A 13,132-nucleotide genomic window follows, 5' to 3' on the forward strand; every position below is an offset into this window, starting at 1 on the left:
CGGTCGCGACGGTTTTCGAACCCCGGCCGTTTGATAGGAACACAGCAATGAGCACCCAGGCAGCGGCAGCGAGCAATAAGGCAAGCTCCTCCAACAAGGATCGCGTCTTCATCTTCGATACGACGTTGCGCGACGGCGAGCAGAGCCCCGGCGCGACGATGACCTTGGAGGAAAAGCTCCAGGTCGCCGAGGCCCTCGACGAAATGGGCGTCGACATTATCGAGGCCGGCTTCCCGATCGCCTCCAACGGCGACTTCGAAGCGGTCGTCGCAGTGGCCAAGCAGGTGAAGAWCTCGGTGGTCGCCGGTCTCGCCCGCGCCATCCCGGGTGACATCGCCCGCGCCGGCGAGGCGGTACGCCACGCCAGGCAGGGCCGCATCCACACTTTCGTTTCCACCTCGCCGATCCATCTGGCCCACCAGATGAAGAAGACCGAAGAGCAGGTGCTGGAGATCATCTCGGCCACCGTGGCGCAGGCCCGCAACCTCATCGACAATGTCGAGTGGAGCGCGATGGACGCCACCCGTACGCCGATCGACTACCTGGCGCGCTGCGTCGAGCTCGCGATCAAGGCCGGCGCCACCACCATCAATCTGCCCGACACGGTTGGCTACGCCATTCCGGCCGAGCACGAGGCGATGTTCCGCTCGATCATCGAGCGTGTCCCCGGCGCCGATAAAGTGATCTTCTCCGCCCATTGTCACAACGATCTCGGCCTCGCCGTCGCCAACTCGCTGGCCGCGGTGCGCGGCGGCGCCCGCCAGATCGAATGCACCATCAACGGTTTGGGCGAGCGCGCCGGCAACGCCGCGCTCGAAGAAGTGGTGATGGCGCTGCGCACCCGCGGCGATGCCATGCCCTATGACACCGAGATCGACTCGACCCATTTGAGCCGCGCCAGCAAGGTCGTCTCGGCGGCCGCCAACTTCCCGGTGCAGTACAACAAGGCGATCGTCGGCAAGAACGCCTTCGCGCATGAAAGCGGCATCCACCAGGACGGCATGCTGAAGAACGCCCAAACCTACGAGATCATGACGCCGGCCTCGGTCGGCATCAAGGAAACCACCCTGGTGATGGGCAAGCACTCGGGTCGCGCCGCCTTCAAAGATAAGTTGAAGGAATTGGGCTACGACCTTGGCGATAATGCCTTCCAGGAGGCATTTGTCCGCTTCAAGGATCTCGCCGACCGCAAGAAGCACGTCTATGACGCCGACATCGTGGCGCTGGTCGATGACGAGGCCGGCTCGGTCGGTGATCGGATCAAGCTGGTCGACATGGAGGTGATCTCCAAGACCGGCGGCGTGCACCATTGCGACCTCGTCATCACCATTGACGGCGTCGAGGTGAAGGCCTCGTTCGACGGTACTGGCTCAGTGGATGCGATCTTCAACGCCATCAAGCAGGCGGTCGGCAAGGACCCGCACCTGGTGCTCTACGCCATCGATGGCGTCACCGGCGGCACCGACGCGCAGGCGAGCGCCCACGTGCGCCTCGAAATGAACGGCCGCATCGTCTCCGGCAACGCCGCCGAGCCCGACACCCTCGTCGCTTCGGCCCGCGCCTACATCAACGCCTATAACCGCCTGCTGCTCGAACGCGGCGCCGCGGCGCAGGGGGCCACCGAGGCTGCCGCCGCGAGCTGATCCGAGCTGCAGTCGACACTTTCCGAGCCGCCCCTCCGGGCGGCTCCTTCTCATGGTGCGCCAGGCGCCGCCGTCGGGCTGCCCCTTCTGATGGGCTAAGGGAGCGACCAATGACCTACGAATTGCGCGAGCTGGCTTCACCCGAGGATTGGGAGGCGATGCATCGGATCCGGCTCGAAGTGCTGTTCACTGCCGAGCGCCACCCGGGCCTCGTCTATGACCGGGCGCATCCGCACGACACTGAGCCGACGCACAGCAAGTTCGTATTCATGCATGACGGTGTGCCGATCGGCACCACCCGGCTCGATCCGCGCGGCGAAGGCGGTATCGTCCGACTGGTCGCCATCGTGCCGCCGTTGCAGCGGCAGGGCCACGGCTCGGTACTGGAAGCCTTGCTCATCGACTACGCCAGGGCGCGCGGCATGAAGCGGCTGTGGCTCAATGCCGCTCGCGACGCCGTCGGTTTCTACGAGAAGCTCGGTTGGACAGCTGAGGTGTGGGACGAGGTGGAACTCGCGACCTTCGCCCACAATTGCGTGCAGATGACCAAGCCGATCTGACGCGATGCGGCTTCCCAGCTCGGAGGCGCGACACAATCCATGACCCCCGACGTTTCGGCGTTTCACTGCAACGGTGAAGCGCTCTAGGCTGCGCCCGAGTCGAATGGCTGGAGCATTCATGCTGCGAGAACTGAGGGGCGGGCTCACCGCCTTGGCCCTGGTGGTCGCTGGCGTGCTGTTCGCAGTCAGCGTCGACCTGGGCATTCCCGGGCAGGCCCTGCTGCAGTCGCTGCGCTTCCACATCGCTGCAGCGCTGCTCGGCCTGGTGGTGCTGCTGTTCGTCGGTGGCGCCTGGCGCCGCGCCTGGGTGTTCGTGTTCGTCTTCGCGATCAGCGTCGGGCAGGGCGCGGCGATCATCTACCATCAGCAGGAGGCGCGCATTGCGCTTGCCGCTACCCCGGGCAAGCCGCTGCTCAAGCTGCTGAGCTTCAACCTGCTGTCGGACAACCAGAACGGCGAGAACATCGCCCGGTTCATCGCCGGCTCGGGCGCTGATGTGGCCGTCCTGATGGAGGCGGCGCCGATCGCCAGCCACGTCGGCATCCTGCGTCAGGTCTATCCGTACTACGCCGGCTGCGATGATGGCTCGCGCTGCGGCGGCGTGGTGCTCCTCTCGCGCACACCGCTCGCCGACATCACCGTGCAGTCGATGAGTGGGGCGTGGCAGAATCGCCTGGTAACCGCCAGCACGACGATCGACGGGCAGAAGCTCAACATCGTCGCGGCACACCTGGTGAAGCCCTATTTCGACGACTTTGCCGCCGAGGAGTTTGCCAAACTCGGCGCCGTCATCGGTCGGCTCGATGGTCCATTGGTGCTGGCCGGCGATTTCAACGCCGCGGCCTGGTCCGCCAGTATCGACGGGCTGGTGCAGCGGCGAAACCTCGCGCCCGGGCCGTCCTACCCCGCCACCTGGCCGGTTCGGCTCGGTCCGCTGGGCGTCCCGATCGACAATGTTTTCACCCGCGCACCATTGGTCATCAGCGAAGTGAACGCGCTGGATGACGCCATGGGCTCCAACCACCGTGGGCTGCTGGCCGAAATCAGGCTGACCGGAAGCTAGTTGCCGCAAGGACGCATCATCGTGCGGTGACTTGCCAGATCAGTCATTCGCGTGCATCTCCAAGGCTCAGCTTTGCGGGGGCAGGCATGAAGTGGCGGGACTTTCGGCGCAGCGCGCTCGGGCGGGTGCGACAGGCAGGTCGCTTGGCGCGCTGGTGGCTTTTTGGTCTGCTGGGCTTCGCTCGACCGCCGCACTTGCGTTTTCGCCCGCCACCGTGGCGGCGTCCCACGCCACTGCCTGCGCAGCCGGCAACCATCACCGTCCCAGTCACCCGCCCCCTGATCTACGGGGATGTGATCCCTGAAAACTTCGACAGCTTGCCGACCCAAGCGAGTGGCGGGGAGCCCGGCATCACGATTGCCGACGATGTTGTGCTTGTACCCGGGCATCTGTTCGTCGACCGTCGAACGGCTGTCGTGTTGCCGCAGAGCCAGGGCGTCATCATCGATCCGAAGGCGCTCAGCGGGCTGAGATCGCGCCCACCCAGAGTGTTTCGGTCTCCTGCTGAGGCAGATGAAGTCTTCGTGGTGGATTGCTACTTCACCGATAACTATGGCCACAACCTGCTCGAGGCTTTGACCCGGCTTATGCTGCTCGAACGGGCCCCCGCCGGCATCGAGATCGCGACCTCCATTCCGAGATCGGCGACAGTCAGCGCGTTATTCGAGGGGCTGGGCGTCGCCCAGTCGCGCGTTCGCTACTATCGCGAGCCGCTGTTCTGTCGCCGGGCGTACCTGCCCGATCGGCTTGTCTACCTTGAGCAGTTCATCAATCCGCTGGCGCGCGACGCGCTCTCGCGGCTGGTCGCGCTTGGAAGCGCCTCCAGGGTCGAGCGCGCCGAACGCATCTTCATATCCCGTTCGCGGATACGTCGGCGTCGTCTCGTAAATGAGGCCGAGATCGAGGCGCTGTTCGAGCGCTATGGCTTTCGCATCGTCCATCCGGAGACGCTGCCGGTCGAAGCCCAGATTGCCTTGTTCAGCGAAGCCAAGATGATTGCCGGGCTAGGTGGGGCCGCTATGCACAGCACCGTGTTCAGTCGTCCCGAAACCAGGATTTTGATGGTCAGCTCAAGGGCATGGTTCATGCGCACCGATGTGCTGATCAACGAGCGCGAGGGCCAGCTTGGCTATGTGTTCGGCGAGCCGGAGGGCGTCGCGAGTGGCCTTGGAGACTGGGATTGGCGCGTCGATCCCGCCGCGGTCGAGGCGGCGATCATTGCCCATTTCGGGCTCTGAGCCGCGAGCAGCCCGAACAGGTCCTTGGGGTCGTCGAGCTCGGGGATCAAGTCGATGTCGCGGATCTCGGCCCGGCTCAGGTCGCGGGCGTAGCGGAGCGTCGAGAAATCCTCGATGGCGAAGCCGACCGAGTCGAACAGCGTAACCTCGCCGGCCGACCGGCGGCCGGCCGCCTTGCCCGTCAGCACCTGCCACAGTTCGGTGACCGCGAAATCTGCCGGCATCTGCTGGATCTCGCCCTCGACCCGGGTCTGCGGCGTGTATTCGGTGAAGACCGAGGCACCGGCGACGATGTCTGGCTGCAGCTCGGTCTTGCCGGGACAGTCGCCACCGATGGCGTTGAGATGCATGCCGGGCACCACATGATCAGGCGTCAGGACCCGGGCCCGTGTTTTGTCGGCAGTGCAGGTCGTGACGATGTCTGCGCCGTCGACGGCCTCAGCGACCGAACCGGCGCGGATGATGCGGAGGCCGCTGGTTGCGAGGTTGAGGCAGAACTTGTCCATCGCTTCGGTGTCGAGGTCGAACACCCGCACCTCCTCGACCCCCAGCAACGCCTTGAAGGCGAGGGCCTGGAATTCTGACTGGGCCCCGGCGCCGATCAGGGCCAGCACCCGGCTGTCGGGTCGAGCCAGGGCGCGTGCCGCGACGGCGGAAGTCGCAGCGGTGCGGAGCGCGGTGAGTATCGTCATTTCCGACACCAGCACCGGGTAACCCGTCGACACATCGGCGAGCACCCCGAAAGCTGTTACCGTCAGCTTGCCGCCCGCCGTGTTGCCGGGATGACCGTTGACGAACTTCATGGCGTAGAGTTCGCCATCGGAGGCCGGCATCAGTTCGATCACGCCGTCGCGGCTGTGGCTGGCGAGGCGAGCCGCTTTCTCAAAACTCTCCCAGCGGCGGAAATCGGCCTCGATGTAACCGGCGAGACCGATAAGGAAGGGCTCGAGGCCGGTATGCCGGAGGAAGGTGCGGATGTCGCTGGTGCCGATGAACTGGGTCATTTGGGCCTCTTACTTTGGGAAGCAGTCAGGCTTCGGTTGAGTGTCAGGTTGTCGCTAAGTCACGAAGCTCTGCCGCCCGCGGCGTGGGCGCCGCTTCACCGAACAGGCGGGCGGCGAGGTCGACCATCAGGTCGGCGCTTTTGCCGTGACGGTCGAGGACAGGGTTTAGCTCGACCAGGTCGAGCGAGCCGACGCGACCGCTCCGATGCAGCATGTCCATCACCAACTGTCCTTCCTCGAGCGCCAACCCGCCGGGCACGGTGGTGCCGACACCGGGGGCCAGGCTTGGGTCCATGGCGTCGACATCGAGCGACAGATGCAGGTGGCCGTTGGCGGCCTCCACATGATCGAGGAAACGACGCAGCGGCGCGGCGACCCCGGCGATCCGGATGGCGTCCATGTCCACCACCTCGACGCCGCGCGCATCGATCAGTTGTGCTTCCTCGCAGTCGAGCGCGCGGGCGCCGAGGATCATGACATTGGCGGGATCGACACGCGCAAACCAGGCATCGTCATTGGCAAAGCCCGGCTCGCCGCAGAGGCGGGCCAGCGACATGCCGTGGATGTTGCCGGTCTCGGTGGTGGCCCAGGTGTTGAAGTCGCCATGGGCATCGAACCACAAGACGAACAATGGCCGGCCCGCATCGCGGCAATGCCGGGCGACACCTGCGACCGAACCCATCGAGATCGAGTGATCGCCACCGAGAAACACCGGCCGCGCGCCGTTCTCGAGGCTGCGGTAGCCGGCCTCGCTGGCGCCCACGGCCAGGGCCTCGATTTCCGCAGCGGCCGTAAGCCGGCGATCGACATTGATATCGCCGAGGTCGGCCACGGCATAGCCGAGGCTCGCGAGGCGCTCTGCCAGGCCAGCCGCACGCAGGTCGTCCGGTCCGAGCGCGGCGCCGCTGCAGGACGCACCGGCATCGGTCGGCACACCGACCAGGTCGATACGGTTGCCGGCAGAGGGGCGGCGGGCGCGGGCGTCGTGGAGCATCTCGGTTTCCTCGATTGCGATCTTCCCACTATGTGAGGTCGGAGTGCCGCTGACGAAAAGCCGAAGAAGTGATAAGAATGTGCAGTCCAATGTGCAAAATGGCGGCCAAGGATGACGAATAGTACACCTGGTCTCGATGACCTCGACTACCGCCTGATCGCACTGCTGCGCACCGACGGGCGGATGCCGGTCGCCAAGCTCGCGGCGCAGCTCAATGTCTCACGCGCTACGGTGACGGCAAGGATGGCGCGGCTGGAGCATTCCGGCGCAATCGCCGGCTACACTGTGGTGGTGCAGGCGCAGGGGCGGGTGGACGCCGTGCGCGCCATCACCATGGTCGAGGTCGACGGCAAGAACTCCGAGCAGATCATCCGCCGCCTCGCCGGTTTCCCCGAGATCCGCGGGCTCTACACCACCAACGGCCGCTGGGACGTGGTGGCCGAGATCGAGACGCCGACATTGCGCGAGTTCGACGAACTGCTGCGCAAGGTTCGCCAGATCGACGGCATCGCCAATACCGAGACGAGCATCCTGTTGGGAGCGCGGAAGGAGCTCGGCTAGATCCTCCCAAAGCCATGTCGCCCCGGCTTGCACCGAGGCGACGATAATAGGAGGCTCGGTGCGCGGACTGGCGCTACCTGATCGTCAGCGGCGCCAGCGCGCGGCTGAGGCTGGCTTCGCCCATGCCGAAGGTCGTCGCGTTGTAGTTGAGCAGCGTATCCTTGCGCGCCGTATTCAGCAGCTGGTTGGTGATCTGGGTCGGCGTCGCCGTGGTGAACTTGCTGCCCAGGATCGAGGCATAGCCCGAAATGATCGGCGCGGCGAACGACGTGCCGGCGAGGCCGGTCTTGCTGCTCTCGACCCCGACCACCAGGAAGTGGCTCTGCACCGCCGTGTTGGTGCCGGCCTTGTTCGAGTAGGAGGCGAGGCTGGCGGGCTTTGCCACCGTGCCGTTGCTGGTGAGCGCCCCGACATAGATCGCCGACGGCGCGCCGACCAGCGCAAGGTTCAGGAAGTCCTTGTTGCCGGCTGCGTTGGTCGAGCCGATGGCGATGCCATCATTGCCCGCGGCTTTGACCGTTACCGCCCTGCCGTACTTGGCATAACTGATGATCGAGGATTCCTGCGCACTCCATCCCAGCTGGCCGAGGCTGTAGGTGCCCTTGGCATACATGCCGTAGCTGAGGTTGAGCACGTTGAGGCCGCTCGCCAGCGGGACCGTGGTGCCGGAATAAAAGCTCTGCGATTTGATGGTCGCGAGCGGCGCGATCATGCTGGCTTCGAGCCGGGTCCATTCGCCGTGCCGGTAGAGCAGCGACCCGGTTCCGAGGTTGCCGGTGAACTTCGATCCGCTGCTGAAATCGTCGACGATGGTGATGGTGGTCTTCTGGCCTTTGTAGCCCTTGGTCCACGCGTCGGCGATGTCGGGGCTCATCCAGCTCCTGAGCACCGGTGAGGTGGTCTGGGCGATGGAGGTGGAAACCCCGCCCAACAGGGCAAGGCCGGCGATGGCTGCGATGACGAGAGACTTGAGACGGGAAGTCATGGCGTGCACTCCTGGACGCTAGAAACTGGCGCTGTAGCTGAGCGAAATGTGGAGCCGGTTCGGTTCGGCATGGGCGAGGTACTGCAGCGTCTCCTCCGGGGCGAGGAACGTTGCGGCGAGCCGGCAGTTGACGGTCTGGACGCCGCCGATCTCGCCGTAGTCGCCCTCGCAGGGCTGCTCGTTGAGGTCACCCCAGGCGACCGCGCGCACGGTAAGCGAGAGCACTGAGTTGGCGGCCGGATGAGCCTGGGCGACGAAGCCGATGCGAAGGCTGGGATCGACCGTGTATTTCTCGCCCCGCTCGCCGGTGCTGAAGCCCCAGAGCAGGCCGAAATCATCACCGAACTGGGTCAACAGGTCGACGCGGGTATCCGGCCAGTCGCTGTGATACCAGTCGCCGAACGACACCGGGGTGCCGTCGGCAAGCTCGTAGCCCGACACCCGGCTGTTCACCGAGGCGTCGTACCACCCGTCGGCAAGGCTTGCCGCGGTTGCGGACAGCTCCGAGTCCTGCGCCATATCGATCAGGTGGACGGCGACGCCTTGCTCCTGGGCGAGCGTGGGCGAGGACCATGCCGTGAGCAGCACAAGGGCGAGAAGCAGACCGGCGGTGATGCCGCCCTGCCAGTGTTCCTGCCCGTGCAGGTTGTTTCGCCGATCAACCTCAGGGAGCGTTCTACCCATGAGATGGCCCCATTATCGAGCCGCCAATAGAACGCAGTTTCGCTAAGGAAGTGTTCGGAACCAGAACTAAATAAGTGTAATCAGCCGGTGTCGCCGAGTGCGTTGGGCAGTTCCGCCGCCACGACATCGAGCTCCTCCGGTCGTCCAGCGCTGATGCGGATGTGGCGGTCGAGCCCCGGCGCCATCGGCTTGCGAACGAACACGCCGCGTGCCTCCAGCGCCTTCAGCACCCGCATGGCATAGTCGCCGTCGCGGCCGCAATCGACGGCGACGAAGTTGGTGGCGGAGGGCACGGCGCTGAGGCCGTTCTCAGCCGCGATGCCGTAGATGCGCTCTCGCCCGCTGGCGACTTTCGCCACCACGCTGGTCAGCCATGCTTGGTCCGCCAGTGCCGCCATCGCTGCCACCTGGCTCAGGCGGGTGACACCGAAGTGATTGCGCACCTTGTCGAAGGCTTTGATGAAGCTTGCTTCGCCGATGGCGTAGCCGACCCGCATACCGGCAAGCCCATAGGCCTTGGAGAAGGTGCGGGTGCGGATCAGGTTGGGGCGGGCGATGTCGAGCGCGGGTAGGGTACCCGCCGGCGCGGTCTCGCAATAGGCCTCGTCGAGCAGGATCAGCGTCTCTTCCGGGACCTCGGCGATGAAGCGTTCGATCTCGGCGGCGCTCCACCAGGTGCCCATCGGATTATCTGGGTTGGAGAGATAGATCACCTTGGCCCGCTCGCGCCGCGCCGCCTTGGCGAGAGCGCCCAGGTCCTCGTGGTGACCGGCATAAGGCACCGCGACGATCCGGCCACCGAACCCGGTCACGTGATAGTTGAAGGTCGGATAGGCGCCGAGCGAGGTGACTGCGACATTTCCGGGCTCGGTAATCAGCCGGGCGATCAACCCGTGCAGCCCGTCAATGCCTTCGCCAACTGCGACATTGGCCGCGGGGATGTCGAGATGCGCGGCGAGCGCTGCCTTCAGCTCATGCACCTCCGGATCGCCATACATCCATACCCCACCTGCTGCCGCCGCCATCGCTTCGATCACCTTCGGTGAGGGCCCAAAGCCGCTCTCGTTGGCGCCGACCCGTGCCCGGAACGGCACACCGGTCCGCCGCTCCAGTGCTTCGGGACCGGTGAACGGCACGGTGGAGGGCAGGGACTGGGCAAGGGGGGTAAGGATGGGGCGCATGGTGCGGCGAACTTAGAGCGAGATCAGGAAAAGTTGCAGACTTTTCCGGTTCGATCTCGCGACCAAACAGGGAGGTGGAGCTGGAGTGCGATTCGAAGAAGCGCAATCCGGCTCCGTCCTGCCCGAAGCGCGCTGCAACTCCATCCATTCGCACCACGTATCTCAATGGTTACATCGCCAAGCCGCACGTTAGTTTGTGTTGTGCGTGACGCGGGCGCGGGACAATCATCGAGGCAATCAGAACCTTCGGGGTGAACTTTCATGATCAAGAACAAGCTGGCGCTCGCGGTGGCAATCGTGGGTGCGCTGGGGATGACCGGCGCGCAGGGCGCCGAGACGGCGACCGCCATCTTCGCCGGCGGTTGCTTCTGGTCGATCGAGAGCGATTTCGACCATGCGCCGGGCGTCATCTCCACCACATCGGGCTATATCGGCGGGCACGTCGACAACCCGAGCTACGAGCAGGTGGTCACCGAAACCACCGGGCATCGCGAGGCGGTGAAGATCGTCTATGACCCCAGTGTCACCAGCTACGACAAGCTCGTCGACACCTTCTTCCATCTGATCGATCCGATCGAGACGCGTGGCCAGTTCTGCGATTACGGCGAGAGCTACACCACGGCGATCTACGCCGGCACCGATGCCGAGCTGAAGGTCGCCGAGGCCGGCAAGGAAGCGACTGCCGCAGCGCTCGGCAAGCCCGTGGCGACCATCGTCGCGATGGCCCCGACCTTCTGGCCGGCCGAGGCCTATCACCAGGATTTCTGGAAGGGCAGCGAGATGCTGCAGAACGGCTTAACCCGCGCCCAGCACTACGCCCGCTACCGCGTCGGCTGCGGCAAGAATGGCCAGGTCGAAGCCATCTGGGGCAAGGACGCGTTCAAGGGGCTCGACGGGCACGCGTGAAGCTGACGTCCAGCGGCCCCACAAACTCGGGGTCATCCCCGCGAAAGCGCATTCGCGCTAAGTTACGGTTGTGCCCACCCACCGGGTCATTCCCGCGAAAGCGGGAACCTCTGTTTTCTTGGCCTTTGCACGATCGCAAACGGAGCTCCCCGCTTTCGCGGGGATGACCCGGTGCGTGGACTGACGTAGCACCAGCTCCCTTACGTCAGATCCGGCGTCCGCTCACCAGCGCTCTGTGTATGCGGGTCGGCGGCCAGTTCCACCTGCGCCTGCTCGTCGTCGGCGGTGAGCATCTTGTTGATGGCGAGCTTGGCCTTCTCGGTCAGGTCGCGCAGCGTCGGCAGGTATTCGGGCGTCGGCACCCAGGCGCGCAGCTGCAGCATGATCTTGTCGCCGACAAAACTCTCGACATGCACCGTCGGCGGCGGATCGACCTGCACGCGCTTATCCGAGGTGGCGATCTTCAACATCGTCCGGCGCGCCGCCGCGACATTGATCGAATCCGGCACGGTGATGTTCACGTCGATTCGCCGGCGCGGCTCGCGGCTGTGATTGGTGATCGCCGAGGACCAGAGCTTTTGATTCGGCGTGAAGATGTAGAGCCCGCTGGTCGAGCGGAGCCGCGTGCCGAACAGGCCGATCTCCACCACCACGCCGGCCACCCCATCGCCGACGATGTATTCGCCGATGGCGATGGGCCGCAGCCACACCAGCATGATTCCCGCCGCGATATTTGCGAGGGTGCCTTGCAGCGCCAACGCGATGGCAAGGCCGGCGGCGCCGATCACTGCGTAGATCGAGGTGCTCGAGACGCCGACGAAACTCAGCGCCGTAACGATCGAGAAGATGATGATGCCGTAGCGGGTGACCTGCGCCAGCAGCGGGGCAAAATTCTTGTCGACGCCATAGGCGCGCGGCAACAGGTTGCGCACCACGCGCGACAGCGTGCGTGCCAGGTACCAGCCGGCGATCAGCACGATGAGCGCGCTCAGGAGGGCCACGGAATTGTCCGCAAGCCACCTGAGCGGCAGAGAGATGGCTTCGGTCGCGTCGGTGGGCAGGTCGTTCATCGGCTCTTCGCGGGCTGTTTCGCTGCGGGCGTTAACTTACCAATCTGGCAAAAGCAGGAAAGTCCACAGCAGCGCGAATAGATGCTGGACAAGGTGGGGGACCCCTGATAGTCAGCCGCTCGGACAGGGTGCGTAGCTCAGATGGTAGAGCAGCTGACTCTTAATCAGCGGGTCCACGGTTCGAGTCCGTGCGCACCCACCAAGTCCTCCTAAAGCTTTGAAATGGCGGCCGGAACAGGCATTGACCTCGTTCCGGGCCCTGGACCGATGCGCCTTCGCCGTTCGACGTTGAAGCAGCGATCCACGTTGTCGAATCGGTACTCAAGCGCCGCGTCCGGCTGGTGGGGAGCCGGCGATTGCCGGCCTACAAAGCGCCGCGGGCGTGAATTGATCTAATGGCGCTCTTCACAAGGCTCGCCGCGCCGCTTACATAGCCCCACCACCCTTGCTCACGGAGATACCCCGGAATGCCCTTCGGCCTTGATGCTTCGGCTTTTGCGGCGTTCTTTCAGGTTATCATGATCGATCTGGTGCTCGCTGGCGACAACGCGGTCGTCATCGGGCTCGCGGCAGCCGGGCTGCCGGCCGATCTCCGTCGCAAAGCCATCCTTATCGGCATCATCGCTGCGACGATCCTGCGCATCTGTTTTGCGCTGATCACTACCCAGCTGCTGGCGCTCGGCGGCGGCCTGCTCATCGCGGGCGGTCTGCTCCTGCTCTGGGTGTGCTGGAAGATGTATCGCGAGCTGTCGGTCTCGCACGAGGACGAACACAACGCCACCGAGGCGCTGGCGGATGCAGACCTCAACGCCGACGGTACCGTCTCGGGCAAGAAGAAGAAGTCGCTGAAGGCGGCGGTCTGGCAGATCATCATCGCCGACGTCTCGATGTCGCTCGATAACGTGCTGGCGGTGGCCGGAGCGGCGCAGCACCACGAAGTGGCGCTGATCTTCGGTCTCGGCCTCTCGGTGCTGCTGATGGGCGTCGCGGCGACCCTGGTTGCGGGCCTCTTGCACAAGTACCGCTGGATCGCCTGGCTCGGCCTCGTGATCATCCTCTATGTGGCGGTGAAGATGCTCTACGAGGGCGCTGACCAACTGCTCGGCCACACGCTGCCGATGATCCCGCTGATCAAGGGCGCGCCTCCCGTTCCGGTGGTGCACTAACTCCCACGTAACTACGGCCCGAGTTTCCTCGCATTGCGAGGCGGGCCGTAGGGATTTCCTCACGCGAGGGACGATAG

The 13,132-nt window shown here is 64.9% G+C and carries 13 protein-coding genes and 1 tRNA gene; 8 read left to right on the forward strand and 6 right to left on the reverse strand.

Annotated elements, in window-relative coordinates:
* Window positions 1–47 precede the first annotated feature (47 nt).
* The 4 genes from ASC89_RS06130 (at window position 48) to ASC89_RS28090 (ending at window position 4,504) form a co-directional block, all read left to right on the forward strand.
* Window positions 48–1,643, forward strand: coding sequence for a 2-isopropylmalate synthase (locus ASC89_RS06130; RefSeq protein ID WP_055995860.1), 1,596 nt, complete (start codon window positions 48–50; stop codon window positions 1,641–1,643).
* Between the two features lie 110 nt (window positions 1,644–1,753).
* On the forward strand, window positions 1,754–2,203 hold the full coding sequence (locus tag ASC89_RS06135; RefSeq protein ID WP_055995863.1) for a GNAT family N-acetyltransferase: 450 nt from the start codon (window positions 1,754–1,756) through the stop codon (window positions 2,201–2,203).
* 118 nt (window positions 2,204–2,321) lie between these two features.
* Window positions 2,322–3,266, forward strand: coding sequence for an endonuclease/exonuclease/phosphatase family protein (locus tag ASC89_RS06140; RefSeq protein ID WP_055995866.1), 945 nt, complete (start codon window positions 2,322–2,324; stop codon window positions 3,264–3,266).
* 86 nt (window positions 3,267–3,352) lie between these two features.
* Complete coding sequence (locus ASC89_RS28090; RefSeq protein ID WP_082533204.1) at window positions 3,353–4,504, forward strand: DUF563 domain-containing protein; 1,152 nt, start codon at window positions 3,353–3,355, stop codon at window positions 4,502–4,504.
* On the opposite strand, the gene ASC89_RS06150 is transcribed toward ASC89_RS28090, so the two are convergent.
* Together ASC89_RS06150 and rocF are read right to left on the reverse strand one after the other, a co-directional pair.
* The gene (locus ASC89_RS06150) at window positions 4,396–5,508 is read right to left on the reverse strand and encodes an ornithine cyclodeaminase (RefSeq protein WP_082533205.1); all 1,113 of its coding nucleotides are present in this window, start codon (window positions 5,506–5,508) and stop codon (window positions 4,396–4,398) included. The genes ASC89_RS28090 and ASC89_RS06150 overlap by 109 nt on opposite strands.
* Before the next feature lie 43 nt (window positions 5,509–5,551).
* Window positions 5,552–6,502 carry an arginase gene (gene rocF / locus ASC89_RS06155; protein WP_055995872.1) on the reverse strand — a complete coding sequence of 317 codons (951 nt, stop codon included), beginning with the start codon at window positions 6,500–6,502 and terminating at the stop codon, window positions 5,552–5,554.
* Window positions 6,503–6,613: 111 nt separating this feature from the next.
* On the opposite strand from rocF, the gene ASC89_RS06160 reads away from it, so the two are divergent.
* Window positions 6,614–7,063 (forward strand): Lrp/AsnC family transcriptional regulator, encoded by a 450-nt coding sequence (locus ASC89_RS06160; protein WP_055878359.1) that lies wholly within the window; start codon window positions 6,614–6,616, stop codon window positions 7,061–7,063.
* 73 nt (window positions 7,064–7,136) lie between these two features.
* Here ASC89_RS06160 and ASC89_RS06165 read toward each other — a convergent pair whose 3' ends face one another.
* The 3 genes from ASC89_RS06165 to ASC89_RS06175 form a co-directional block, all read right to left on the reverse strand.
* Window positions 7,137–8,048, reverse strand: coding sequence for a S8/S53 family peptidase (locus ASC89_RS06165; protein ID WP_082533206.1), 912 nt, complete (start codon window positions 8,046–8,048; stop codon window positions 7,137–7,139).
* An 18-nt stretch (window positions 8,049–8,066) separates the two neighbouring features.
* Complete coding sequence (locus ASC89_RS06170; RefSeq protein WP_055995874.1) at window positions 8,067–8,732, reverse strand: hypothetical protein; 666 nt, start codon at window positions 8,730–8,732, stop codon at window positions 8,067–8,069.
* A gap of 80 nt (window positions 8,733–8,812) precedes the next feature.
* Window positions 8,813–9,913 carry a pyridoxal phosphate-dependent aminotransferase gene (locus tag ASC89_RS06175; RefSeq protein WP_055995877.1) on the reverse strand — a complete coding sequence of 367 codons (1,101 nt, stop codon included), beginning with the start codon at window positions 9,911–9,913 and terminating at the stop codon, window positions 8,813–8,815.
* Window positions 9,914–10,174: 261 nt separating this feature from the next.
* On the opposite strand from ASC89_RS06175, the gene msrA reads away from it, so the two are divergent.
* On the forward strand, window positions 10,175–10,819 hold the full coding sequence (gene msrA, locus ASC89_RS06180) for a peptide-methionine (S)-S-oxide reductase MsrA (protein WP_055878353.1): 645 nt from the start codon (window positions 10,175–10,177) through the stop codon (window positions 10,817–10,819).
* Between the two features lie 200 nt (window positions 10,820–11,019).
* Here msrA and ASC89_RS06185 read toward each other — a convergent pair whose 3' ends face one another.
* Window positions 11,020–11,889 (reverse strand): mechanosensitive ion channel family protein, encoded by an 870-nt coding sequence (locus ASC89_RS06185; RefSeq protein WP_055995884.1) that lies wholly within the window; start codon window positions 11,887–11,889, stop codon window positions 11,020–11,022.
* Window positions 11,890–12,015: 126 nt separating this feature from the next.
* Between ASC89_RS06185 and ASC89_RS06190 the strand changes: the two genes are divergently transcribed.
* Window positions 12,016–12,091 (forward strand) — tRNA-Lys (locus tag ASC89_RS06190).
* 265 nt (window positions 12,092–12,356) lie between these two features.
* Window positions 12,357–13,055 (forward strand): TerC family protein, encoded by a 699-nt coding sequence (locus ASC89_RS06195; RefSeq protein WP_055878350.1) that lies wholly within the window; start codon window positions 12,357–12,359, stop codon window positions 13,053–13,055.
* Window positions 13,056–13,132: the final 77 nt, after the last annotated feature.

Origin of the sequence: Devosia sp. Root413D1 (assembly GCF_001425235.1) — a bacterium.
Classification (GTDB): Bacteria; Pseudomonadota; Alphaproteobacteria; order Rhizobiales; family Devosiaceae; genus Devosia_A.